Genomic DNA, 25,260 nt, shown 5'->3' with positions numbered 1-25,260 from the left:
AGGCGGTCACCGGTCTCCTCCGCGGCATCCGGCCCGGACCCCGGCCACCATCGCCGCGAGCCGGTCCAGGCCCGTGTCGATCTCCGCCGGTGAGAGGGAGCTGCAGGACAGTCTCATCCCGGACGGCTGCGGGCCCCCGTGGAAGAAGTGGTGCATGGGGGTCCACAGCACTCCGTAGCGGTCCGCCGAGTGCTCCAGCAGGGCGTCGTCCACGGTGAAGTCCGTTGTGAGGACCGCGAAGAAGCCGCCCGTGGGTACGTTCCAGGACACGCCGTGCTCCTCGTGGGCGTCGGGTCCGAAGCGTGCTGTCAGGCCTTCCAGAAGGTGTGTCAGGTTGCGCCGGTAGGCGGCGGTCTCACGGGTGTTGGCGGATTCGAGGCTGAAGTCGTGTTCCAGCAGACACCCCGCGACGATCGCCTGGGTGACCGGTGAGGTGTTGACCGTCACCATGCTCTTGATCCGTGCCAGCCGGTCCGCGAGGACGCCTCCGTCGTCCGTCCGCTGATCGGCGACGCAGTAGCCCACCCGCACACCGGGAAAGACGGTTTTCGCGAAACTGCCCAGGTGCAGGACCCTGCGCTCGGTGTCCCGTGCCTTCAGCGAGGCCCGCCGTCCCTCGCCGCCGATCAGCCGGTAGGGGCTGTCCTCGACGATGAGCAGGTCCAGTTCGCCGGCCAGTGCCAGGAGGTGTGAGCGGGTCCGCTCGTCCAGGGACATGCCCGAGGGGTTGGCGAAGTCCGGTACGACGTACAGGGCGCGGGGACGCAGGCCGGCCGCCCGGGCGGAACGTACCGTCCTGGACAGGTCGTCCAGGTCCATGCCGTCCGGGGAGTCCGCCACCGGCAGCACGCGGATTCCGGCCAGGGCGGCGGCGCCCAGGAAACCGGAGTACGTGGGCGAGACTGCGAGCAGTACGTCCTCGGGGCGGCTGTGCAGTGCACGGGCCGTGATGTACATGGCCTCCTGGCAGCCGACGGTCGTCACGATCGCGTCCACGTCGGCGTCGATGCCCTCGTCGCGCAGCAGGTGCTCGGCGAGCACCTCCCGCGCGATTCCCTTCGTGGATCCGTACTGCATGAGCCGTTGCCGTACCACGGTGTCGTCGAGCCCGGCCGTGTCGCGCAGGTAGCGCCGGTAGGTCTCGATGTGGCGCGGGATGCTCTCCGGGTCGAAGTAGCCCTCGTAGGGGCGCCCGGCGGCGAACGACACGGCGCCCGGATGGCGTTCGGCCACCTCGCTGAGGAAGCTCATGGAGTCGAGGACGGAGTCCCCGGTGCCCGGGAACAGCTGATCGGCGGGGATGTCGTGGTCCGTCATGAGAGGGCCGCTCCCACGGGTCGGCGCAGGCGGGTCTCGTACCGGATCCGGTTCACGCTCCGGCACACGGCGTCCACCGAGGCACCCTCCAGATACATGCGGGCGATCCAGTGGGGCTGTTCGTCGCCGGCCTGGGGGACGCGCCAGCCGTGACCGCGTTCGTCGAAGGCCACGATGCGTACCGCCGGATCGACGAGCGAGGCGGGCGGCGGCTCGATTCCGGCGTACGCGAACGGGGTGGGCAGGTCCCGCAGATACTCGCTGGCGTACAGGTGCAGGGTCGCGGCCGCGGTGCCGCCGATGTCCTGGGCGGGTTCCAGGGCCGGTGGCAGGGGGTGTCCCGGGTCCGTCAGCGCGTCCACGAGGTGGCCCACGAGGTCGGTGCCGTAGGCCCGGTCGCTCTGCTCGACGATGGTGCGGCCCGGGTAGCGGGCAGCGATCTCGATGACCTCGCACCGTCCGTCCGCCATGAGCTTCAGCTCCACGTGCGTGCCGCAGGTGTCGAGACCGAGGGCGTCGACGGCCCGGCGGGCGGTGTCGAGGACGATGCGCTGTGCGTCCGGGGTCAGGGAGGTGGGCGAGATGTGGGCGCTCTGGGTGAAGGGCGGCACCTTCGGCATCACGTCCGTGATCCCCAGGGGGAGATGGGTTCCGCGTACGACGAGTCCCTCGACGCAGACCTGGTCGCCGAGGCCGGGCCGGGTGTACCAGCCGCTGGTGTCGCCGAGGAATCGGCTCTCGGCGAGCATGGCCCGGGCGGGGTCGACGGGCATGCCGAAGGCGGTGTATCCGGCCCGGCTCTCCGCCAGGACCCGCTCGGCCTCGTCGGCGTTCTCGACGAGCCTGATCCCGACGGCGGACATGCCGAACCGCGGCTTGACGAGGACTCCACCGGGGCCGGAGGCCTTGAGGACGTCCACCACATCGGCCGGTCCGCCGATCGCGGCGAACACGGGGCTGCGGAATCCGGCCGCGGCCAGTGCCTCACGCATCAGGAGCTTGTCCCGCGCCCGCAGGGCGCCGTCGGCCGACGCGCCCCGCAGCCCGAGTCGCTCCGCGGCGCGGGCGGTCGGCACCGCCCACAGTTCGCTGAAGGTGAGGACCGCGTCCGCCGCGCACCGCCGGGCCGCGTCCACGATCCTGCGGACGGCCTCGTCCTCCTCGCCGAGGTCCCAGCCCCCTTCGTCGAGCAGGACGGTGACCGCGCCGTTGTCGGGCACGCCGGGCGCCGTCGCGGCCCATTGGCCGGGCCGCGGGACGTAAACCGTCACGTCGGAGCGGGCGCGCAGGGCCGGCAGTGTGTACGCGGGCGCCGGGCCGCCCAGGTCGTGCACCAACAGGATCCTCACGATTCGATCCCCTTTCCGGCCGCCGCGATGTCGGCGTCGTCGAACGTGTCGAGGACGTTGTAGAGCTCGGCGAAGAAGTGGCCCGGTCCGCCGCCCGCGGCGGCGGCGCGTTCACCGGCGAGCGAGAAGGCCCGGGTTCCGGCCAGTGCCGCCGCGAACGGGTCGTCGGCGCCGACCGACAGGAACGCCCCCAGCACGGACGTCCGTACGCTGCCGGTACCCACCACCCGTCCCATGACCGGGTGGCCGCCGGTGATCCCCGCCGTGCGCGTCCCGTCGCTCACCCGGTCCACGCGGCCCGACATGCTGACCACCGCGCCGGTGCGGGCCGCCGCCCGGGCCGCGACCTCCTCGGGCGGCAGCGCGGTGGAGAGCGAGTCCGCGCCGCGTGACCTGGCGCCGATCCCCGCAAGGGCGGCGAGTTCCGCAGCGTTCCCGGAGACGAGCGTGATGGCGCCGGTCTCCACCAGTCTGCGCACCAGGCCGGCGCGGTAGGAACTGGCGCCCGCACCGAGCGGGTCGAGCACGACGGGAATGCCGGCTCCGGCGCAGGCCACCGCCACGGCCACGGCCGTGTCACCGAAACCGGGCACCGACGTACCGATGTTGATCACGACGGCGTCGGCCGACAGCGCCACCTCCACGGCCTCTTCGGGTACATGGGCGAAGAGGCTGGCGGCGCCGAGCGAATTCACCGCCTGGGCGCAGGCGGCCATGGACACCAGGTTGGCGATCAGGTGGATCAGGGGGCGCCGCTCCCTGATCGATGCGAGCGGACCGCTGTCGAGGCTCCGCTCGTGGGCCGGCACGGAACTCGTCGTCATGCGGTCTCCCTGGTGTGGCCGTCGCCGGTGATGACGTACTTCTGCGCCATCAGGTCCCGTACGCCCAGCGGTCCTCGGGCGTGCAGCTTCTGGGTCGATATGCCGAGCATCGGACCGATGCCGAACGTGTAGCCGTAGGTGAACCGGGTGGAGGCGTTGACGTACACGGCCGCGGCGTCGACGGCGTACTGGAAGCGGCGGGCGTGGTCGAGCCGGGTGGTGACTATGGCTTCGGAATGCCCGGTGCCGTACGTGGCGATGTGTGCCATCGCCTCCTCCAGGCCGGACACCACGCGCACCGCCAGGACCGGGGCCAGGTATTCGGTGGCCCAGTCGTCGTCGGTGGCCGGTTCAACGGCGGGGTGGGCGGCGGCGGCCACGGCGCAGCCCCGCAGTTCCACCCCGGCGTCCGTCAGCTCGCCGAGCAGCCGCGGCAGGTAGCCGGCCGTGTGGGCCGCGTGGATCAGGAGCGTCTCGACGGCGTTGCACATGCCGGGGTCGGAGAGCTTGGCGTTGGCCACGATGCGGGAGGCGGCGTCCTGATCGGCCTCCGCGTCGACGTAGATGTGGCAGTTGCCGCCGCCGGAGCTGAGCACGGGGTAGCGCGAGCGGTTGCGCAGTTCTTCGAGGAACGTCTCTCCGCCCCGGGCGACCACGAGGTCGATCGCCTCGTCCCCGGTGACCAGGTCCCAGACCGCGGACCGGTCCGTGGAGTGCGGCCGGCGCACGATGTCGGGGTTCAGACCCTCGGTCCGCAGGGCCTCGCGCGCCACTTCGGCCAGGAGCGTGTCGGTTCCCGCGCAGTCGGCGCTTCCCCGCAGCAGCACGGCGTTCCCGCTCTTGACGGCGAGCGCGGCGGCTTCGAGCGTCACCTCGGGGCGGCTCTCGTAGATGACGGCCAGGACCCCGAGCGGGACGCGCATGCGGCCGACGAGCAGGCCGTTGGGCTGCACGGTGATGTCCCTCAAGGAGCCGGCCGGGTCCTCGGTATCGGCGAGTTCCCGGATGCCTTGCAGGATCCGGGTCAGGCGCGGGCGGCGCAGCAGGGCGCGGCCCGCCGGACGGTCGCTGCCCGCGCGGGCCTGTGTCGCTTCGGCCTCCGCCCTGTTGGCGGCGACGATGTCGTCGAGCCGGGCCTCGGTCAGTGCCGCGATGCGGTGCAGAACGCGCTGCTTGTCCTGCGGGGTCAGGTCGGCGGCGGCACGGGACGCGGCGCGTACGGCGCGGACGTCCTGCGCCGTACCGTTCGTGGCGCTCATGCGACGTCCACCTGACGGCCGAGGGCCGCCTGTGCGGGGCTCTGGGTGAGTTCCGGCGCGAACCGCTCCAGTGTTTCCCGCACGATGGCGACCTGGTCCGCCATGCGTTCGCCGTCGCTCGCGTCGGTGAACTGGCCGTGCTCGCGCAGCATCGAGTTTCCGGACTTGAGGTACACGGGCCGTGCCACGCGCACCATGTCGGGTGCCTCGTACGTCCGCACGAACCCGCCCGAGCTGGGCGGGTTGTCCGTATGCAGATCGATCGGTACGGAGAGCTGGCCGCGTATGGCCCGGAGCATGTCCAGGGACAGGTCACGCACGGGATTGACACTGTCCGCGCCGAGGCGTTCGAGCAGCCGGGCCGATACGGGATTCCCGCAGCCCATGTGGGCGGAGGCCTTGAACCACACGTCGGGCGGCAGCAGTTCACGGCGGCGGGCCTCGCCCAGGACGGACAGCAGCCCCTCGTCGTAGACCACGAATCCTCGTACGCCGAGTTCGATTCCGCGCAGCACGTCGTCCACGGCGCGGCGGATCTGGTCCATGCCGCGCAGCCGATAGCCGAGGTAGCTGCCGTGCGGCGCCGCGCGGGTCGCACTGGTGTCGTACGAAGCACGAGGTCCGACGGACATGATCAGGGCGATGCCTTCGTCCCGCGCGCAGTTCACGTACTCGGTGATCTCCGTCCGGGTGTGCCGGAACATGCCCAGGGTCTCGGTGACCCGGTTGACGACGAGGTGGTGTGCGGCGGTGCGCCGGACCAGTGCCCGGAAGGTGACGATGCTGTTCACCACCGGAACCTCGGTCCGGTAGTCGGCGCCGTCGGGGAAGTGCATGCCCGAGGCGGTGAGGTGCGTGGAGTCGTGGTCCGGCAGGTCCAGGGCGGTCAGGAGCGTGGACGCCAGCATGACTGCGGCCTTTCGTTCGGAAGGGATGAAGGTCGGCCGGTCGGTGCGGGGCTACTCGTGGTGCCCGGCTTCGAGGGCGACGAGGGCGGTGACGAATTCGCAGAGCACCGGGGAGTTGAACAGGGTGCGTACGGGTACCGGCAGGTTCAGTTCGGCCCGGATGCGCGCGATGATCCGTGAGGCGAGCAGCGAGTGACCGCCCAGGTCGAAGAAGTCGGTGTCGCGGCCGAGGTCCTTGCGGTCGAACACCTCGCCCCAGATGTCCGCGACCAGCTGCTCCAGCGGGCTGAGGGGCGCGCCGCCGCCGGTGTCCCGGTGCTCCGGCTCGGCCACCGGGCCGGTACCGGCCAGCAGGTCGCGGTCGGTCTTGCCGTTGGGCAGTCGTGGCAGCGTGTCGAGAACGGTGATCCGTGCGGGGATCCAGGGCGCCGGGAGCGCCTCGCCGCATGCCTCACGGAGCTTTTCCGGTTCGGCGGTACGGTGCGGCGCGGCGGTCACGAAGGCCACCAGTTCCCGCCCGCCTGCGGCGTCCTCGCGGGGGACGACGACAGCCTCGGAAATCTCCGGACAGCGGGTCAGTACGGCTTCGACCTCGGCGGGTTCGACGCGGAAGCCGCGGATCTGCACCTGCCGGTCGAGGCGGCCGCCGAAGCAGAGCCGTCCTTCGTCGTCCCACCAGACCCGGTCGCCGGTCCGGTACATCCGGGCACCCGGCTCCCCGGCGAACGGATCGGGCACGAAGCGCTCGGCCGTCAGGCCCGGCCGGCCGCCGTATCCGCGCGCCACCGCGGGCCCTCCGACGCACAGCTCGCCCGCCACGCCGTGCGGCACCAGGCGTGTCTCGGCGTCCAGTACGTAGACCCGGGTGCCGGGGAACGGCGTGCCGATCGGGATATGGGATCCGACCGGTCCCTCGGTGATGCGGTGGTGGGTGGCGCCGACGGTGGTCTCGGTCGGTCCGTAGCCGTTGACGAGCACCCGCCCCCGGGACCAGTGCTCGGCGACGGCCGGGGCGCAGGTCTCGCCCACGGATGACAGCACGCGGAGTTCGGGGAGGTCCTCGTCCGTCCATGCCGCGAGCAGGGAGGGCGGCAGTGTCGCCACGGTGACGTGCTGGGCACGGAGCCAGTCCGGCAGCTCTTCGAGCAGCACCGCGCCGGTCTCCTCGCTCACGGGCGGCACGCACAGCCGCGCCCCGTGCGCGAGCGCGATGAACAGCTCGTAGATCCAGGCGTCGAAGCTCGGCGAGGAGAAGGACAGGACGCGGTCGTCGGTGGTGACGCCGAAGCGTGTCGCGGCCTCGGCCACCAGTCCGCCCAGTCCGCGGTGCGATACGACAACACCTTTGGGCCGGCCCGTCGATCCCGAGGTGTACACCACGTACGCGGCATTCGCCGGAACCACACCCGCATCACCCGAGAACACCTCACCCGACGACCAGTCCACCTCCTCCACCAACACCACACCACAACCCACCGGCAACCGCCCCACCCAACACCCCGACGTCACCACCACACCAGGCACCGCATCCCCCACCATGAAACCCAACCGCCCCACCGGATAACCCGGATCCAACGGAACCACCACACCCCCAGCCCGCCACACCCCCAACACCGCCACCACCACATCAACACCCCGCCCCAAACACACCCCCACCCTCACCTCAGGACCAACACCCCACCCCCGCAACACCCCCGCCAACACACCCACACGCCGACCCAACTCCCCGTACGACCACTCCACCCCCTCCCCCACCAACGCAACCCCACCCTCACCCACACCCACCCAATCCCCGACAAACTCATACCCACACCGCTCAGGCTCGGCGGGAATGCCGCGACCGCTCAAGTCGTCGAGGAGCAAGCTGCGTTCGGCGGATCCCATCGCGTCCAGCTCGCCGATCCGGACCTCGGGGTCGGCGGCCAGCAGGTGCAGCAGCTCCTCGAACCCCTGTTGCAGACGGGTGATGGTGGCCGCGTCGAGCAGGTCGGTGTCGTAGTCCCAGACGGCCTCGTACTGCCCGCCCTCCTTCATCACGGACAGCAGAAGGTCGATCGGTGCGGGGGCACTCTCCACGGGCAGGACCGCCACATCGAGCCCCTCGTAGCGGACCGTTTCGATGTCCACGTCGCTGAGCTGGAACATCACATCGCACAGCGGCTGCCGGCCGGGTTCTCGGACGGGGTGGAGCTCCTCGACCACGCGCTCGAAGGGGACCTCCTGGTGTGCGTAGGCTTCGAGGGCCGTGTTCCTGGAGCGCAGGGTCAGTTCGCGCAGGCTCGGGTCGCCGGAGAGATCCAGGCGCAGGACGACGCAGTTGACGAAGAATCCGATCAGCTCCTCCAGCTCCGGCTGCGGTCGGTTGCTGGTCAGGTTGCCGACGGCGAGGTCGCGCAGGCCGCTGCGTCCGGCGAGCAGCAGGCTGAACAGGGCCAGCAGCGCGGCGTTGAGCGATGCTCCTTCGCCGCGGGCCCAGGCGTCGGTCCTCTCCATGAGATCGAGCGGGAGCGGGAAGCGCAGATCGCCGTGACGTCCCTGGCGCCGTCCGGGCTCGGCGCGGAGGTCGACTCGTTGCGGCGGGTTCTCGCCGAGCTTGCGGCGCCAGAAGGCGATCTGTCCGTCGAGCTCGCCGCTGTCCAGCTGCTCCCGCTGCCAGATCGCGTAGTCGGCGTACTGGATCGCCAGGTCGGGGAGCGGGCTGGGTTCGCCGCGCAGGAACGCGCGGTGCAGTGTGGCGAGTTCGTTCTGGAGCACACGCTGGGACCATGCGTCGCCCACGATGTGGTCCATCACCATGAGCAGGACACTGCTCTGCTCGGCCACCTTGACCAGGTAGTTCCGCACCAGTGGTCCGCGCTCCAGATCGAAGGGGCTGCGCAGTTCCCGCAGCCGGAACCTGTGCAGTTCCGCCTCGGGGTCGCGGGCGTCCGTGAGGTCGACGTGTTCGATGTGCACGGGCGAGCTGGCCGGGGAGATCACCTGGAAGAGGCGTTCGTTCTCGGTGGTGAACGTGGTGCGCAGTACGTCGTGCCGTGCGAAGACCTCCGTCATGGCGCGTTCCAGCACCGGGGTGTCCAGCGGACCGGTGAAACGGAGGCCCATCTGGATGTTGTAGTCCGGGGCGTCGTCCTCCATCTGCTCGATCATCCACATGCGCTCCTGCGCGAAGGAGGCGGGCATGACGTAGGCGCTGCGGCCGAGCGGGGCTGCGGTGCTGTTCATCGCTCGGGGGACTCCTTGCTGTCGTTGGGCAGGTCACGGCGGAATCCCTCGCGCGGGGCGCGGGGGATGGTGCGGGCCCGGGCGGCGAACGGGCCGCGGCCGAGGCCGTCGACGACAGCGGCCAGATCGCGCAGTACGGGAGCGTCGTAGATGTCGCGCGGTGTCAGCTCCACCGCCAGCCGGGTCCGTACCCGTGCCGCGCAGCGGGCGGCGATCAGGGAATGCCCGCCCAGTTCGAAGAAGTCGGCGCCGGCGCCGAGCCCGTCACGGGCGAAGAGTTCCTGCCAGATGCCGGCCAAGGTCCGTTCGGTGTCCGTGGCCGGGGTGTCCGTCCGCCCCGGCTCCCGGCCGGATGTGCGCGCCGTCCGTGCCGCTCTCGTGCGCAGCGCTTCCTGATCGGTCTTCCCGTTGACCGTGCGCGGCAACTCGCCGAGCAGGACGATGGTTTCGGGGACCATGTGGGACGGCAGCTCCGCCGCGAGTGCGGTGATCAGCTGCTGCGGCAGGCCGTCAACCGCCGCGGTGGGGACGGCGAACGCGGCCAGCCGGATTCCGCTGCTGTCCTCGACGTCTCCGTGGGCGACCACGGCTGCGTCCTCGACTCCGGGCAGGGCGCGCAGCCGGGCCTCCACTTCGGCGGGTTCGACGCGGAAGCCGCGGATCTGCACCTGCCGGTCGAGGCGGCCGCCGAAGCGGAGCCGTCCTTCGTCGTCCCACCGGACCCGGTCGCCGGTCCGGTACATCCGGGCGCCCGGCTCCCCGGCGAACGGATCGGGGACGAAGCGCTCGGCCGTCAGCCCGGGCTGCCCGAGGTATCCCCGGGTGACGACGCCACCGCCGACGCAGAGTTCGCCGCTCTCCCCATGGGCCACCGGGCGGCCCTGCTCGTCGAGCACATGTGCCCGGACGCCTGCGACCGGGGTGCCGATGGGCACCGAGGCCCCGTCGGGGTGGTCGGGTTGGTCGTGGGGGCCGTGGCAGGCGGCCCAGATGGTGGTCTCGGTCGGCCCGTAGCAGTTGTAGAAGGCCCGCTCGAAGGCCCATCTGCGGGCCACGGCGGGCGGGCAGACTTCTCCGGTGACCATGATGATCCGCAGGTCGGGCAGGTCCTCGCCCTCCAGGACGGACAGGGCGGCGGGCGGGAACATCGCCGCGGTCACTCCGGTGCGTCGCAAATGACCGGCGAGCCGGAGCAGATCGGGCTCGGGCCAGGGCAGCGTGCAGAGGCAGGCTCCGGAACCGAAGGCGAGGAGCAGTTCGAAGATCCAGGCGTCGAAGCTCGGCGAGGAGAAGGACAGCACCCGGTCCTCACGGCGGATTCCGAAGCGGCGCCGCTGTTCGGTGACCACGGCGCCCAGTCCGCGGTGCGGTACGACGACGCCCTTGGGCCGGCCCGTCGATCCCGAGGTGTACACCACGTACGCGGCATTCGCCGGAACCACACCCGCATCACCCGAGAACACCTCACCCGACGACCAGTCCACCTCCTCCACCAACACCACACCACAACCCACCGGCAATCGCCCCACCCAACACCCCGACGTCACCACCACACCAGGCACCGCATCCCCCACCATGAAACCCAACCGCCCCACCGGATAACCCGGATCCAACGGAACCACCACACCCCCAGCCCGCCACACCCCCAACACCGCCACCACCACATCAACACCCCGCCCCAAACACACCCCCACCCTCACCTCAGGACCAACACCCCACCCCCGCAACACCCCCGCCAACACACCCACACGCCGACCCAACTCCCCGTACGACCACTCCACCCCCTCCCCCACCAACGCAACCCCACCCCCACCCACCCAATCCCCGACAAACTCATACCCACACCGCTCAGGCAGCCGTTCGGTCATGGCGCCTCCACCTCGTTCCCACGGTCCGGCTGGATCATTGACAGTTCGTCCACCAGATCGCCCAGGCCGAGATTTCCCATCGAGAGTGCCGCCATGTGCCAGGCTTTCGCGTCGAACGCCGGGCCTTGTGCGCGGCGGGCGTTCTCGCGGCCGAGCAGCCAGGCCCGTTCACCGAGTTTGTAGCCGATGGCCTGTGCGGGCCTGGAGAGATAGCGGGTCAGCTCACTGTCGATGAATTCATCGGGCCTGCTGCTGTGCCGGCCGAAGAATTCCCTGGCGAGGCCGGGGGTCCAGCGCTCACCGGGGCGGAAGGGGGAATCCGGGGGAATTCTCAGGCCCAGGTGCATTCCGATGTCCACGATCACGCGAAGGGCGCGCATCATCTGGCTGTCCAGGTAGCCGAGTCTGCGCTCCGCGTCGGTGAGGAAGCCGAGCTCGTCCATCAGCCGCTCGGCATAGAGCGCCCAGCCCTCGCAGTTGGCACTGACCATGCCCACCGAGGTCTGGTAGCGGGAGAGTTCATCGGCGACATGCACCCACTGGGCGAGCTGCAGATGGTGGCCGGGTACGCCTTCGTGATACCAGGTGGACACCAGGTCGTACACGGGGAAGCGGTTCTCGCCCATGGTCGGCAGCCAGGTGCGGCCGGGACGGGAGAAGTCCTGCGACGGCGGTGTGTAGTACGGGGCCGCGGCGCTGCCCGGCGGGGCGATGCGGGACTCCACCCTGCGTAAGCGGTCGGCGAGTTCGAAGTGGGTGCCGTCGACGGCGGCGATGGTTTCGTCCATCAGTTCCTGGAGCCAGGACCGCACGGCATCGACGCCGTCCACATGCGCGCCGTGCTCGTCCAGGTGCTTCAGGGCCGCCCAGGGTGTCGCGGCTCCGGGCAGCACATCACCGGCCGCTGCTCTCATCTCACTGTGGATGCGGTGGTATTCCGACCAGCCGTACGCGTAGGCCTCGTCCAGATCGAGGTCCGTGCCGGTGTGGTGGCGTGCCCAGCGGGCGTAGCGCTCGCGGCCCACGGTGTCGGGCGTGCCCGCGACAGCCGGTGCGTAGACGTCGCGGAGCCAGTCGCGCAGTCCGACGACCGCTTCGGTGGCCTCGCGGGCCGCGGAGCCGAGCCCGGCGCGCAGCCGTACGGGGCCGTCCGTGACGAACTCCTCGAACCACCCCCGGCGAGGTGTGTTCCGCGTATTGGGGCGGGGCCCGGATGTCCACTCGGTGAGCTGCCCGATGAGTGCGGCGGTCGGGCCCGGTGCTCCGTGCTGCTTGTGGCTCAGACCGGATTCCAGTGAGGTGCGGTAGCCCGCGAGTGCGGTGGGTACGGTCCGCAGGCGTTCGCCGATCGCCGCCCAGTCCTCCTCGGTGCCGGCCGGCATCAGTGTGAAGGCCCTGCGCACGGCGTGCACGGGGGTGCTCATGTTGCCCACCGTGCGCAGGTGTTCCCCGGCCTCGTGCAGGGCCAGTCCGGCGTCGAGCCTCTCCCGCAACAGACGCGCACAGCGTCTCTCCACCGCGCTGTCGGCCCCCGGTGCGCGTTCGGCCCCTTCGAGCCGGCCGAGTGTGCGGCGGGCCAGATCCGCGAGTCCTTGGGCTCCCTCGGGAGAGAAATCGGGGAGCCGTGCGGAACTCTCCTTCGCGCCGAGCGTCGTCCCGAGTACCGGGTCGAGGGCGACAAGCTCGTCCACATGGGCATCGGCGACCTGGCGGGGCAGCCGGACGATACCGGAGGCGCTCATTGTTCCACCGTCCGCTCGGCCAGGATTCTGCCGATTTCCGCGAGGGGTGCGGAATCCAGCATCCGGTAGTGGTCGCAGTCGATTTCGTGCACGGCAAGATGTCCGTCGCTGAAGGACTCCCAGGCCTTCGGCTCGGCGTGGGGCCGGTCCGGGTCCGCTGCCGCACGGAAGTGGATGACGTCGAACCCCGATGTCCGCGGGGGCGTGGTCCGCAGGACCTCCACGGCGAGATCCGCCGTCCTGCGTACGCCTTCCACCGCGCGCTCGCCGAGCGCCGACAGCTGCGCCGATGGTGTGCCGTCCGGAGCGAAGCCGATTCCCTTGAGCACCTGGGCACCCATCTCGTCCACGCCGGGGAGCGATGTCGTCTCCGGCGGCGGATAGGAGTCCAGCAGGGCCAGCCATTCCACACGTTCGCCCGCTTCGACCAGATGGGCCGCCAGGGCGAACGCGATGTTTCCGCCCACCGACCAGCCGAGCAGCCGGTACGGCCCCTCTCTCTGGACCGACCGCATCCGGTCCGCGTACTCCCGCACCATGTCGTGCGGCGTCGCCGCCGCGGAGTCCGGGTCGGCGACACCGCGTGACTGCAGGCCGTAGACCGGAACGTCCGGGGCGATACGCGGGAGCAGGCGGGCGTACGGCCACGCCAGGCCACTCGCCGCATGGACGCAGAACAGCGGTCGTGAACCGCCGCCGCTCCGCAGCGGCAGAAGCACATCGAGCCCCGTGCCGCTGCCGCCGTCGTCGAGCAGCCGGGCCAGCGCGGCCACCGTGGGTGCCTCGAAGAGGGCACGGATGGAGAGTTCGATACCCAGGGTTCTCCTGACCCGGCTGACCAGTTTCGTCGCCAGGAGCGAGTGGCCGCCCAGATCGAAGAAGCCGTCGTCGACGCCCACGCCGTCCACCCCGAGCACCTCCGCGAACAGGGTGCACAGCATCTCCTCGCGGGCATTGCCGGGCCCGCGGCCGGGGCTCTCCTGCCCGTACACCGGCCGGGGCAGCGCGGACCGGTCCAGCTTGCCGTTGGGCAGCAGCGGGAACGCGGTCAGCTGCACGAGAGTCGCGGGCACCATGTAGTCCGGCAGGGTCGCTCCGACGAAGCGGCGCAGTTCCGCCGCGTGCACGGCCGTCTCCGGCCGGGCGGCCACGACGTATCCGACCAGCCGGGGATCGCCTGCCCGGTCCTCCCGCACGATCACGGCCGCCTGCGCCACCTGCTCGTGCCGCAGCAGGGCGGACTCCACCTCGCCGGGTTCGACGCGGTGGCCGCGGATCTTCACCTGGTCGTCGAAGCGGCCGAGGTACACCAGGGTGCCGTCCGCCTGCCACCGCACCCGGTCGCCGGTCCGGTACATCCTGCCTCCCGGGGCGCCGAACGGGCAGGCCACGAAGCGCTCCGAGGTGAGTGCGGCACGGCCCAGATAGCCGCGGGTGACGCCCGCCCCGGCGATGTAGAGCTCACCCGGCGATCCGACGGGAACCGGCCGGAGCCGCGGGTCCAGCACGTACACCCGGGTGTTCGGCACGGGACGGCCGATGGGCACGGCACCCTCGTCCGGTCCTTCACGGCTCTGCCACGACGTGGAGAACGTGGTCGTCTCGGTGGGTCCGTAGAGGTTGGAGACGACGCAGCCGGGTATCCGCGCACGGAACTCGTCCAGCAGGCTCCGCGGGACCGCCTCGCCGCCGACCACCACATGGCGTGCCGACAGTTCCGTGTCACCACTGGCCAGTACGGTCGCCATCGCCGAGGGGACGCCGCTGAAGAGACTTCCCTCCCACCGGCCGTGCTGCAGAAGCGAGAAGAGGTCGTCGACGAGTTCCAGGCAGCCGCCCAGGGCGAGTGTGGTGGTGATCTCGAAGACCGAGACGTCGAAGCTCAGGGAGGTCGAAGCGAGCACCCGCGCCATCCCGGCGGGACCGAAGCGGTCCCGGACGGCGGCGACGAGATTGACGGCATTGGCGTGTTCGACCACCACGCCCTTGGGGACCCCGGTGGAACCCGAGGTGTAGATGACATAAGCGGGATGACGAGGTGTCAGTCGCGCGCGCTGTCCGGTGTTCCGGACGGCGCCGTCCGGTCGGGAGGCGATGTGCCGCAGCACCGGCTCGTCGTCCATGACGATGCGGGGTGTGCCGTCCGGCAGCAGGGACTCCACGGCCTTGACCACAACGGCGACGCCCGGCCGGGCGTCCGCGAGGACATGCGCGATCCGGTCCACCGGGTAGCGCACATCGACGGGCACATAGGCGGCCCCCGTCTTGATGACGGCAAGCAGGGCGACCACCATGTCAGGTGTCCTGGGCAGCGCCAGTGCCACCAGGGTCTCCGGCCCGCAGCCCTGTTCCAGGAGGAGCCGGGCGAACCGGTCGGCGCGCCGGTCGAGTTCTCCGTAGGTGAGTACGGACCCCTCGTGCACGACCGCGGGAGCGTCGGGGGCCCCGGCAGCCGCGGCCTCGATCAGGTCGGGCAACGTCGCCCCGGGCACCTCGGTGCCGGTGTCGTTCCACTCCACGAGCAGCTGCCGGCGCTCCTGCGCCGACAGGAGGGAGAGCCCGTCGACAGCCTGTCCGGGGTCGTCGATGACCGCGTCCAGCACCCGTACGAACCACTCGGCGTACCGCTGCGCCTCCGCGCGGTCGAACAGGTCCGACCGGTAGTCGAGCCGTATGCCCAGTCGCTCACCGGGCATGCAGACGAGGGACAGCGGATAGTGCGTGGCGTCGAACCCGCCCGCACCGACGAGCCGTGCGCCCCCGAGTGCGGAACTCCCCTCCCCCGAGGGGTAGTTCTCGAACGCTGTTGTGGTGTCGAAGAGCGTTCCGAGGCCGGTCCGGCGCAGGATGTCCGTCAGCCCCACGTGATGGTGTTCGATCAGGTCGATCTGCTCGTCCTGCACTCTCTCCAGCACGCTCAGCAGGGTGTCATCGGGCCCGAACCGCACCCTGGCCGGCAGGGTGTTGATCAGCAGGCCCACCATCGTCTCGATGCCCTCGACATCCGCGGCACGCCCCGAGACGGTCATGCCGAGCAGGATGTCGTCACGCCCGGTCAGCTGCCGCAGGACCAGCGCCCATGCCACCTGCATCACGGTGTTGAGCGTCACTCCGCAGTGCCGTGCCCGGTCCGTCAGAAGCGCGGTGCGGGCGGTCGGCAGTGTTCTCAGGACCCGCTCCGGAACCACTGCCTCCCTCCCGGCGGCCTCCGGTGCCACCAAGGTGGGTCCGTCGACGCCGTCCAGCGCTTCGGCCCAGGCCTGCCGGGTGTCGTCCAAATGCGCGTCCGCGTCGGCGAGCCAGTCCAGGTAGGAGGTGTAGTCGGGGGCCGGGGGCAGTCGCGCGGCTTCGCCTCCCGCCCCGCACAGCAGGGCCAGTTCGTCCAGGAGGAGCGAGGTGGACCAGCCGTCGAGAATGACGTGGTGGTTGGTCAGCACGAACCGCCACCGCGTCGGTGTAAACCGGATCAGCAGAAAGCGGATCAGCGGCGGGCTGCCCAGGTCGAACCTCCGAAGGCGCTCCTCCTGCGCGATCCGGGCGGCCTCCTTCTCCCGTACGGCGGGATCGTGCTCCGTCACGGCCGCCTCCCGCCAGGGGAGGGACACCTGCGGCACCACGAACCGCACGGGTTCGCCGAGTTCGTCGGTGCGGTACCCTGAGCGCAGGCTGTCGTGTCGCCGCAGCAGTACGCGGCAGGCCTGGCGCAGTACGGCGGTTTCCAGCTCCCCCTCCAGGTCGAGGACCAACTGGGTCGTGTACACGTCCTGTCCGCCGGTGTCGAAGGCGGTGTGGTAGAGCAGGCCCTGCTGGAGTGGCGCCGGGCGGGTTTCGCACGTCTCGTGCGTCTCGTGCGTCTCGTGCGTCTCGTGCGTCTCGTGCGTCTCGTGCGGGGCGGTCATGCGCTCTCTCCCCTCTGGTGTGCACCGGTGACGAATGTCTTCAGGGCGGCGATCCACTCGTCGGCGAGTTCTTCGACCTGTGCGTGTCCGAGGTGGGTGGTGGGGTAGGCCCATGTGACGTGCAGCTCCGGCCCGTTGTCCTGGTTCATGGCGATCGCGGAGATCTCCAGGAGATGGGTGAGCGGCAGATCGGGATCGCCACCACCGCCGACCGCTTCGGCCTCCGGAGCGAGTCCCCAGTCGGTGCCGTCCGGGCGGTCGAACCGGCCGAGGTAGTTGAAGAGGACCTGTGCCCGGGGAAGTTTGCTGAGCGTCGGCGCGGTGTCCGGGTTGAGGTAGCGCAGCAGTCCGTAGCCGAGTCCCTTGTCCGGCATGGCGGCGAGCCGGTCCTCGATGGCCCGCGCGGCGTCCGCCGGGGCGTCCGCCCGGCTTTCGAGACGTACGGGGAACATGCTGGTGAACCAGCCGACGGTCGTGGACAGATCGAGGTCGTCGGCGATCTCCTCCCGTCCGTGTCCCTCCACATCGACCAGGAACGGTGCGGTGCAGGCCGGGAAGTGCCGGGTGCGCCAGCGCCGGATCGCCTCGCCCAGCGCGGCGAGCAGGACGGCGTTGATGCCGGTGCCCATCGCGGTCGGCACCCGTGTCAGCAGGCTCTCCGTGTGGTCCGCGGGCAGGACGCGGGTGACCTTTCCCTGTGTACGCAGGACATCGCGTTCGGCGGCGAGGGCGACACCCTCGACGAGATCGCCGGTGTCCTCGACGAGTCCGGTCCAGAAGGCAAGCTCGCCGGACCGTTCGAGCGCGTTCCGCTTCAGGATCCTGCTCCACTCCCCGAAGGAGGTGGCGGAGGAGGAGGCGGAGGCTGACGAGGAGTCCGCCGCCTTGTCGGGGGGAGTCCGCGCCCCGGATTGGGACTGCCACACGGTGCGCAGTCCCTGCAGGAGTACGCGCCAGGAGACCCCGTCCACGACGAGGTGGTTGATCATCAGGAGGAGCCGGCCCGAGTGTCCTCGTCCCGCGTCGAACCACACGGCCTGGACCATGTGTCCGGAGCCCGGTGCGAGGCGTGCTCGCGCGGTCTCGGTCTCCGCGCGGATGATCCGCGGCAGTTCGGCGGCGGAGCGTTCGGCGACATCGACGCGTACGAGAAGTCCGCCCGCCGACAGGGTGCCGCGCGGCAGTATGTCGAGCCGCCAGTCCGGCTTCCGTTCCAGCCGTATGCGCAGAGCGTCGTGGCGGTCGAGCAAAGTCTGAAGGACCTTGCGCAGCTCCGGTATCCGCAGGTCCGCCGGGGTCCGCACGAGCACCGACTGATGGAATCCGTCGACCGGTCCGCCGCGGTCGCGCTGCCACTGGATGATTGGGGTGAGCGTGATGGGGTCGCTCCTGTCCATGGCCACGGCCTTCGCCTGCGCCGCTCCGGCCGGCTTGGGGGTCCGCTCGCGCACATGCCCGGCCAGCGCGGCGACCGTCCTGTAGCGGAAGACATCGCGCGCGGAGACCACCAGGCCCCGGGCCCGTGCACGGGCCACCAGACGGATGGAGACGATGCTGTCGCCTCCGAGGTCGAAGAAGTTGTCGTCGACACCGACCCGGGGCAGCCCCAGGATCTCGGCGAACAGCTCACACAACAACGACTCCACCGGCGTACCCGGCAACCGCGAACCCGCAAGCGCCGCAAACCCCGGAACAGGCAACGCCGCCCGGTCCACCTTCCCATTCACCGTCAAAGGCAACCCACCAGACACCACCACAACAACCGGCACCATGTAATCCGGCAACACCTCCCCCACCCACACAGAAAGCTCCCGCTCCAACCCCTCCACCACACCCGAACCCACCGGCACCACATACGCCACCAGCCGACACTCACCCGGCCGCACCTCACGCAACACCACAACACAACGCCCCACCGACCCATGACCACCCAGAACCGACTCCACCTCACCCAACTCCACCCGAAAACCCCGCACCTTCACCTGATCATCAACACGCCCCACAAAAACCAGAACACCCCCCTCCACCCACCGCACCAGATCCCCCGTCCGATACAACCGCTCCCCCGCCCCACCAAACGGATCCGCCACAAACCGCTCAGCCGTCACACCCGGCAAACCCACATACCCCCGAGCAACACCCGAACCACCCACATACAACTCACCCACCACACCCACCGGAACCGGCAACAACCCCCCATCCAACACATACACCCGCGTATTCGACATCGGACGGCCGATCGGCGGGCCGACCAGGTCCTCCCGGTCGATGCGCGCCTTCTTCGGGTCGATGCGAGCCGCGGTCGACCAGATGGTGGTCTCGGTCGGACCGTAGACATTCGTCACCTCCGCGGCCAGAGCGCACAGGTCGCCCGCGAGCCTGGCCGGCAGCGCCTCGCCGCCCACCAGGATCCGCAGTCCTTCCAGTGCCTGCGGGGCTCCTTCCACCAGGCCCGCCCAGAGGGAGGGAGTCGCCTGCATCGCGGTGACCGAGTGCTTCTCGATGAGCCTGCCGAGCACGAGGGGGTCCCTGACGTCGTCGTGGGAGGCGATGACGACACAGGCGCCGGTGCTGAGCGGCAGCAGGAGTTCGAGGTGGGCGATGTCGAACGTGACGGTCGTGACGGCGAGCAGCCGGTCCCCCGCGAGCAGGGGCAGCCGCTCGCGCATCGCGTCCAGCAGGTTGGCGAGGTTTCGATGGGTGACGACGACGCCCTTCGGCCGCCCCGTCGATCCCGAGGTGTAGGTCACGTAGGCCGGGCTGTCGGGAGCGAAGGGGCCGGGTATCTCATCGGCGCCCAGGTCCCGGTCCGGCAGACTCTCCAGTGCGGCGGAGGTCCGGGGGTCGTCCAGGGCGAGCCAGCTGTCGTCGCCGAGCGCGGCACGGCCGGCGAGATCGGAGAGCACCAGGTCGGGTTCGGCGTCCGAGAGCACCGTGTGGACCCGATGTTCCGGGTGCCTCGGGTCGACGGGGAGATGGGCGGCCCCGGTCTTGTGCACGGCCAGCACGGCTACGAGCAGGTCGACGGAGCGTTCCAGGGCCACCGCGACGAGCCGGTCGGGCCGCGCACCGTGCGCGATCAGGCACCGTGCCAGGCGGTTGGAGCGCGTGTTCAGCTCCGCATAGGTGAGAGCCGTGTCGCCGCACAGCACCGCGGTCGCGTCGGGCGTCCGGGCCGCTTGCCTGCGAAACCACGTGGGGAACGGTTCCGCCGCCACCTCCCGTACGGGACCGATGCCCGCTTCGAGGACCGTGCGCCTCTCCTGCGCGGGCAGGAACTCCAGTTCCCCGAACGGGCGCGAGGGGGCGGAGGCGGCCCGGACCAGGAAGTTTTCGAATTGGCACACCAGGCGTTCGGCCGTGGCCCGGTCGAAGAGGTCCTCGGCGTAATGGAGCAGACCCTCCAGCCCGCCGTCCGCCTCGGCCAGATCGAAGAGCAGATCGAAGGGCATGGGCGGACAGCGGCCGTCGTCCACCGGCTCCACGGTCGAGCCGGGCAGCCCGTTGGACGCGGCCTCGTTGTTCTGGAGGCTGAGCATCACCTGGAACAGCGGGTGCCGTGCCGCGGACCGTGACGGGTTGACGGCTTCCACCACGCGCTCGAAAGGTACGTCCTGGTTCGCCAGGCCGGTGAGCACCACTTCCCGTACCCGGCGGATCAACTCGGTGAGGGACGGGGCACCCGTTGTGTCGGTCCGGATGACGACGGTATTGAGGAAGCAGCCGACGAGGTCGTCCATCGCCTCGTCCGTGCGTCCGGCGACGGGGCTGCCCACCGGAAGGTCCGTGCCCGCCCCCCAGCGGAGCAGCAGGCCCGCCAGAGCGGCGTGCAACACCATGAACAGGCTCGCCCCCTCCTTCCGGGCGAGTGCGGTCAGCTGCCGGTGACTGTCGGGGTCCAGCCGCAGTGCCACGGCGCCCGCGCGGTGCGACGCGATGCCCGGACGTGGTCGGTCGGCCGGGAGGGACAGTTCTTCGGGCAGGTCTGCCAACGACTGTTTCCAGTGGTTCAGTTGTTGCGCAAAGAGGCTGTCCGCATCCTCCGGTACGCCCAGCAGTTCCCGTTGCCAGAGCGTGAAATCCGCGTACTGGACCGGAAGTTCGACCCACTCGGGGGGCCGACCCGCAAGCCTGGACTCGTAGGCCGTGCGCAGATCCCGGCTGAAGGGCCCCGCCGACCAGCCGTCAAAGGCTATGTGATGAATCGTCAGTACGAGCAGGTGGTCGCCGGAGCCTTCGGCGAGGAGCGCAGCCCGCAGCGGGATCTCGTGCGCGAGATCGAAGGGACGTTCCGAGTCCGCCGCCACGGCCCGGGCGACTTCCTCGTCCTTCACGTGCCGTGTGGCGAGATGGATGTACGCGGCTGTGGCGTCCGGGTCCAGGATCAGTTGCCCGGGTGTGCCGTCCACCACGGGGAAGACGGACCGCAGGCTCTCGTGCCGTGTCACCACGTCCTGCAGCGCCCTTCGCAGAGCGGCGGAGTCGAGTGGCCCGGAGAACCGGAGCACGGTCGTGATGGCGGGTGACTCACCGCCGTCGGACGCGGCCGCCTGGAACCAGAACCGCAGCTGTGCGTACGAGAGCGGCAGGGCCGCGGGCCGCGTCCGGCGCCGCAGCGGCACTCGGCGGATTCCCGATTCCGTGAGCCGGGCGGCGAGTGCGGCCGGTGTGGGCGCCTCGAAGATCGCATGCATGACGACCTCGGTGCTCAGCGTCGAACGCAGCCGGTTCAGCAGCCGGACGGCCAGCAGCGAATGACCTCCGAGGTCGAAGAAGTTGTCGTCGACGCCCACCCGGGGCAGCCCCAGGATCTCGGCGAACAGCTCACACAACAACGACTCCACCGGCGTACCCGGCAACCGCGAACCCGCAAGCGCCGCAAACCCCGGAACAGGCAACGCCGCCCGGTCCACCTTCCCATTCACCGTCAAAGGCAACCCACCAGACACCACCACAACAACCGGCACCATGTAATCCGGCAACACCTCCCCCACCCACACAGAAAGCTCCCGCTCCAACCCCTCCACCACACCCGAACCCACCGGCACCACATACGCCACCAACCGACACTCACCCGGCCGCACCTCACGCAACACCACAACACAACGCCCCACCGACCCATGACCACCCAGAACCGACTCCACCTCACCCAACTCCACCCGAAAACCCCGCACCTTCACCTGATCATCAACACGCCCCACAAAAACCAGAACACCCCCCTCCACCCACCGCACCAGATCCCCCGTCCGATACAACCGCTCCCCCGCCCCACCAAACGGATCCGCCACAAACCGCTCAGCCGTCACACCCGGCAAACCCACATACCCCCGAGCAACACCCGAACCACCCACATACAACTCACCCACCACACCCACCGGAACCGGCAACAACCCCCCATCCAACACATACACCCGCGTATTCGACATCGGACGGCCGATCGGCGGAGTCCCCTCCGAGCCGCCGGTCCGGTCCAGGCGCGCGCAGGTGGTGAAGGTGGTGTTCTCGGTGGGTCCGTAGCCGTTGGTCAGCACGGTGTCCGGGAACTCCTCGCGCATCCGGCGCACGGCCGCGGGCGACGGCGCCTCCCCGCCCACCCACACGTCGCGCAGCCCGCTCAGGACGGGGCTTTTGCCCGCGACCAGGGTCTCGAACAGGGACGCCGTCAGGAACGCGCCGGTCGCGCCGTGTTCGGCAGCCGTGCGCTCCAGCGCCTCCGTCACGGAGTCGCCCGGCGGCACCAGGACCACTGTGCCGCCGTTCAGCAACGGCACCCACAGCTCATAGGTGGAGGCGTCGAAGGAGTGCGGTGCATGCGCGAGTACGCGGTCGTGTCCACTGCCCGCCCAGCAGGGGTCGGTCGCCAGGGCCAGGATGTTGCGGTGGGTCACCACGACGCCCTTGGGCCGTCCCGTCGACCCCGAGGTGTACATCACGTAGGCCGCGTGCTCCCCCTCGGCCTCGGGCAAGGGCACTTCGGGCGTGAGCACTTCGGGCGACGACGCTTCTTCTTCGGCGAGCAGTACCGGGGCGCCCCCGTGGTACGTCCGCGACAGCGTGGTGGCCCGATCCTGGGTGGGTACGTCGCTGAGCAGGAGGCAGGGTTGCGCCTCCTCCAGGACGGTACGCAGACGGGTGTCCGGACTCCGCAGGTCCAGCGGGAGGTAGCCCGCGCCGCTCTTGAGAACGGCCAGGATGGCGACGACCAGCCCGGCGGAACGCTCCATCGCCACCGCGACCAGGCGTTCGGGACCGGCTCCCCGGTGCACCAGCTGCCGGGCGAGACGATCCGCCCTCGCGTCCAGCTCCCGGAAACTCAGCCGGGTGTCCTCGCAGATGACCGCGACCGCTTCGGGCTCACTGGCCACCTGTTCCCGGAAGCGGTGCACGACGGAGCCGGAGGGAATGGGGTGGGGGCGGCCGTTCCATTCTTCGAGCAGCGTCCGCCGGTCGGACGGGGACAGGATCTCCAGCTCTCCGATCGGCCGGTGGGGGGAGGCCACTGCCTGTGTCAGAAGGCGCTCGTAGGAACGGGCCAGGCGCTCGGCGGTGGCGGCGTCGAAGAGGTCTTCGGCGTAGATGAGCCGGCCTTCCAGCCCTCCGTCGGCCTCGGTCAGGTCGAAGAGCAGATCGAAGGAGACGGACGCGACCTCGTCGATGTCGAGCATCTCCATGCCGATGCCGGGAAACCGGGCGGTGGCGACCGCGTTGTTCTGCAGGCTGAGCATGGTCTGGAACAACGGGTGCCGCCGGGCGGAACGTCTCGGGTTGACGGCTTCGACGACCTGCTCGAAGGGCACGTCCTGGTGCTCCAACGAGGTCAGCACCTCTCCGCGGACCCTTCCCAGCAGTTCCTGGAAGGACGGGGCGCCGGAGGTGTCGGTGCGGATCACCACCGTGTTCACGAAGCAGCCGATGAGGCCCTCCAACCCGGCGTCGGTGCGCCCGGCGACCGGGCTGCCCACCGGAATGTCCATACCCGCACCCAGCCGGTGCAGCACACCCGCCAGTCCGGCGTGCAGCACCATGAACAGGCTGGCCTCCTGCTTACGCGCCAACTCGACGAGGCCTCTGTGTACGTGCGGGTCCAGACGGACGGGGACCGTTCCGGCCCGGCGCGAGGCGGTCGCCGGACGGGCGCGGTCGGCCGGCAGGACCAGCTCATCGGGCAGCTCGGCCAGCCTCCCCCGCCAGTGGTCGAGCTGCTGCGCGAACAGGCTCTTCGGGTCCTCCGGATCGCCCAGCACCTCTCGCTGCCACAGCGTGTAGTCGGCGTACTGCACGGGGAGTTCGTCCCAGGCCGGGGCCCGCCCCTCCAGCCGGGCCCGGTAGGCGTGGGACAGATCGTGGAGGAACGGGGTCACGGACCAGCCGTCGAAGGCGATGTGGTGGACGGTGACCACCAGAACGTGGTGATCGGGTGCGGCGGCGAACAGTACGGCCCGCAGCGGGGTCTCCCGCGCGAGGTCGAAGACATGCGCCTCGGTGTCCGCAACGGCCCGCTCAAGAGAGCCCTTCGTGACCTGATGCATTGTCAACAAAGGTTGTGCGGCCGCGTTTTCCGCGCCAAGGATCAGCTGCTGAGGCACTCCGTCCGTCGCGGGAAAGACGGTCCGCAGGCTCTCGTGTCGCGTCACGACATCTCCCAGCGCAGCGCGCAGGGCCGCCGGGGCCAGTGCGCCGGTGAGGCGCAGTGCGAGCGAGGCGACGGGCGATTCGCTCCCGTCGACCATTTCGTCCTGGAACCAGAACCGCAGCTGCGAAAACGACAGAGGGATCACGTGTCTCGGCCTCCCAGCCCTATTCGCATGCTTTTCGCAGTGCGTTTATGTGGCCCAAACCATTCAGTACGGTCTTCGTGTCGGCCCCGAAATCGATCAGGCAGGCGATCTCGTCCACGCCGATCGCGCGCAGGCGCTCCACGGTCGCTTCGGCATCGGCAACCGTGCCGAAGAGCCCTCGCTCATGGAAGTAGGTGTCGAAGGACCGGGAAACGATGAACTCGATGTCCTCTTCCTCCAGATCGTCGATGTCGAAATCGCGATCGGCCTCCCGGAACGACCGGGTGATGAGATGGAGGGAGCTCTTGAGGTAGTCGCGCAGTGGCCGGTCCACGACCGCGCGGGCCTCCTCACGGCTGTCGGCGAGGAAGGTGTGGAGCATCAGGACGACATGCCCTGACCAGCCCTCGTGCGTCTGACCGGCGACCTTGCGGTAAGCGGCGATGTTCGCGGCCAGGGCGTCGGGGTCCTGATGCAGCAGATGCGTGAGCACGCCCGCCCGGGCGGCTGCCGCGGAACGGAACGTCTCCGTCTCTCCCGCGCTGGTCACCCAGACCGGCAGTTCCCGCTGTACGGGCGGCGGATAGGCCCGCACGCCCGTCATCCGGCCGCTGCCGTCCACCACGTCCAGAGCCTCGCCGCGCCACAGGCTGCGTACCTGTTCGACGCTCTCCATCGTCACGCGTTTGCGATCGCTGTACGGCGTCCGGCTCAGCGCGAAATCCGCGGGGTGCCATCCGGACGCGAAGGAGATTCCGATACGCCCGCCCGAAAGGTTGTCGACCACCGACCACTCCTCGGCGATCCGCAGAGGGTGATGCAGTGGCGAGACCACGCTCCCGGCCCTGATGGAGATGTTCTCGGTGATCGTCGCGAGTGCCGCGCCGACAACAGCCGGGTTGGGGTAGAGCCCGCCGAAGGCATGGAAATGGCGCTCGGGGGTCCACACCGCCCGGAATCCGTTGCGGTCGGCGAACCGTGCGCCTTCCAGCAACAGTTCGTAGCGCCCCGATCCGTTGTCCGGCGTACTGTCGTCCGCGAAGTAGAAAAGGCTGAAATCCATCGGTCACCCCTGCTGGTCGTGATCCATCGGG

At 70.0% G+C, this 25,260-nt stretch carries 11 protein-coding genes; all 11 read right to left on the bottom strand.

From position 1 onward, the window contains the following. Positions 1–6 precede the first annotated feature (6 nt). Genes OG507_RS31445 through OG507_RS31395 form a run of 11 tightly spaced genes read right to left on the bottom strand, consistent with a single transcriptional unit; the run spans position 7 to position 25,229 of the window. Positions 7–1,317, bottom strand: coding sequence for an aminotransferase-like domain-containing protein (locus OG507_RS31445; protein ID WP_327370494.1), 1,311 nt, complete (start codon positions 1,315–1,317; stop codon positions 7–9). After that, a complete protein-coding gene (locus tag OG507_RS31440; protein WP_327370493.1) occupies positions 1,314–2,666 on the bottom strand; it encodes an ATP-grasp domain-containing protein in 1,353 nt (450 codons plus the stop codon). The genes OG507_RS31445 and OG507_RS31440 overlap by 4 nt, the downstream gene beginning before the upstream one ends. Beyond that, on the bottom strand, positions 2,663–3,490 hold the full coding sequence (locus OG507_RS31435; protein ID WP_327370492.1) for a hydroxyethylthiazole kinase: 828 nt from the start codon (positions 3,488–3,490) through the stop codon (positions 2,663–2,665). The genes OG507_RS31440 and OG507_RS31435 overlap by 4 nt, the downstream gene beginning before the upstream one ends. After that, positions 3,487–4,749, bottom strand: a complete 1,263-nt coding sequence (locus tag OG507_RS31430; RefSeq protein WP_327370491.1) for a glutamate-5-semialdehyde dehydrogenase — start codon at positions 4,747–4,749, stop codon at positions 3,487–3,489. The genes OG507_RS31435 and OG507_RS31430 overlap by 4 nt, the downstream gene beginning before the upstream one ends. Further along, positions 4,746–5,657, bottom strand: a complete 912-nt coding sequence (locus tag OG507_RS31425) for a U32 family peptidase (RefSeq protein WP_327370490.1) — start codon at positions 5,655–5,657, stop codon at positions 4,746–4,748. The genes OG507_RS31430 and OG507_RS31425 overlap by 4 nt, the downstream gene beginning before the upstream one ends. 51 nt (positions 5,658–5,708) lie before the next feature. Then, positions 5,709–8,879, bottom strand: coding sequence for a non-ribosomal peptide synthetase (locus OG507_RS31420; RefSeq protein ID WP_327370489.1), 3,171 nt, complete (start codon positions 8,877–8,879; stop codon positions 5,709–5,711). After that, entirely contained in the window at positions 8,876–10,747 is a 1,872-nt protein-coding gene (locus OG507_RS31415) for a non-ribosomal peptide synthetase (protein ID WP_327370488.1), read from the bottom strand. The genes OG507_RS31420 and OG507_RS31415 overlap by 4 nt, the downstream gene beginning before the upstream one ends. Continuing rightward, positions 10,744–12,489: a DUF885 domain-containing protein gene (locus OG507_RS31410; RefSeq protein WP_327370487.1), complete on the bottom strand. Its 1,746-nt coding sequence runs from the start codon at positions 12,487–12,489 to the stop codon at positions 10,744–10,746. Before OG507_RS31410 ends, OG507_RS31415 begins: the two co-directional genes overlap by 4 nt. Further along, positions 12,486–16,388, bottom strand: coding sequence for a non-ribosomal peptide synthetase (locus OG507_RS31405; RefSeq protein ID WP_327370486.1), 3,903 nt, complete (start codon positions 16,386–16,388; stop codon positions 12,486–12,488). The genes OG507_RS31410 and OG507_RS31405 overlap by 4 nt, the downstream gene beginning before the upstream one ends. Next, the gene (locus OG507_RS31400) at positions 16,385–24,166 is read right to left on the bottom strand and encodes a non-ribosomal peptide synthetase (RefSeq protein WP_327370485.1); all 7,782 of its coding nucleotides are present in this window, start codon (positions 24,164–24,166) and stop codon (positions 16,385–16,387) included. The genes OG507_RS31405 and OG507_RS31400 overlap by 4 nt, the downstream gene beginning before the upstream one ends. Before the next feature lie 19 nt (positions 24,167–24,185). Then, entirely contained in the window at positions 24,186–25,229 is a 1,044-nt protein-coding gene (locus tag OG507_RS31395; RefSeq protein ID WP_327370484.1) for a MupA/Atu3671 family FMN-dependent luciferase-like monooxygenase, read from the bottom strand. Between the last annotated feature and the right edge of the window lie 31 nt (positions 25,230–25,260).

Source organism: Streptomyces sp. NBC_01217 (assembly GCF_035994185.1).
Classification (GTDB): Bacteria; Actinomycetota; Actinomycetes; order Streptomycetales; family Streptomycetaceae; genus Streptomyces.
This window is presented reverse-complemented; position numbering and strand designations above follow the sequence as displayed.

Bases quoted from the DNA above. Each gene is read 5' to 3' on its own strand.
- OG507_RS31445 (WP_327370494.1), bottom strand. From the start codon at position 1,317: ATGACGGACCACGACATCCCCGCCGATCAGCTGTTCCCGGGCACCGGG.
- OG507_RS31435 (WP_327370492.1), bottom strand. From the start codon at position 3,490: ATGACGACGAGTTCCGTGCCGGCCCACGAGCGGAGCCTCGACAGCGGT.
- OG507_RS31415 (WP_327370488.1), bottom strand. From the start codon at position 10,747: ATGACCGAACGGCTGCCTGAGCGGTGTGGGTATGAGTTTGTCGGGGAT.
- OG507_RS31405 (WP_327370486.1), bottom strand. From the start codon at position 16,388: ATGACCGCCCCGCACGAGACGCACGAGACGCACGAGACGCACGAGACG.
- OG507_RS31425 (WP_327370490.1), bottom strand. From the start codon at position 5,657: ATGCTGGCGTCCACGCTCCTGACCGCCCTGGACCTGCCGGACCACGAC.
- OG507_RS31420 (WP_327370489.1), bottom strand. From the start codon at position 8,879: ATGAACAGCACCGCAGCCCCGCTCGGCCGCAGCGCCTACGTCATGCCC.
- OG507_RS31430 (WP_327370491.1), bottom strand. From the start codon at position 4,749: ATGAGCGCCACGAACGGTACGGCGCAGGACGTCCGCGCCGTACGCGCC.
- OG507_RS31395 (WP_327370484.1), bottom strand. From the start codon at position 25,229: ATGGATTTCAGCCTTTTCTACTTCGCGGACGACAGTACGCCGGACAAC.
- OG507_RS31410 (WP_327370487.1), bottom strand. From the start codon at position 12,489: ATGAGCGCCTCCGGTATCGTCCGGCTGCCCCGCCAGGTCGCCGATGCC.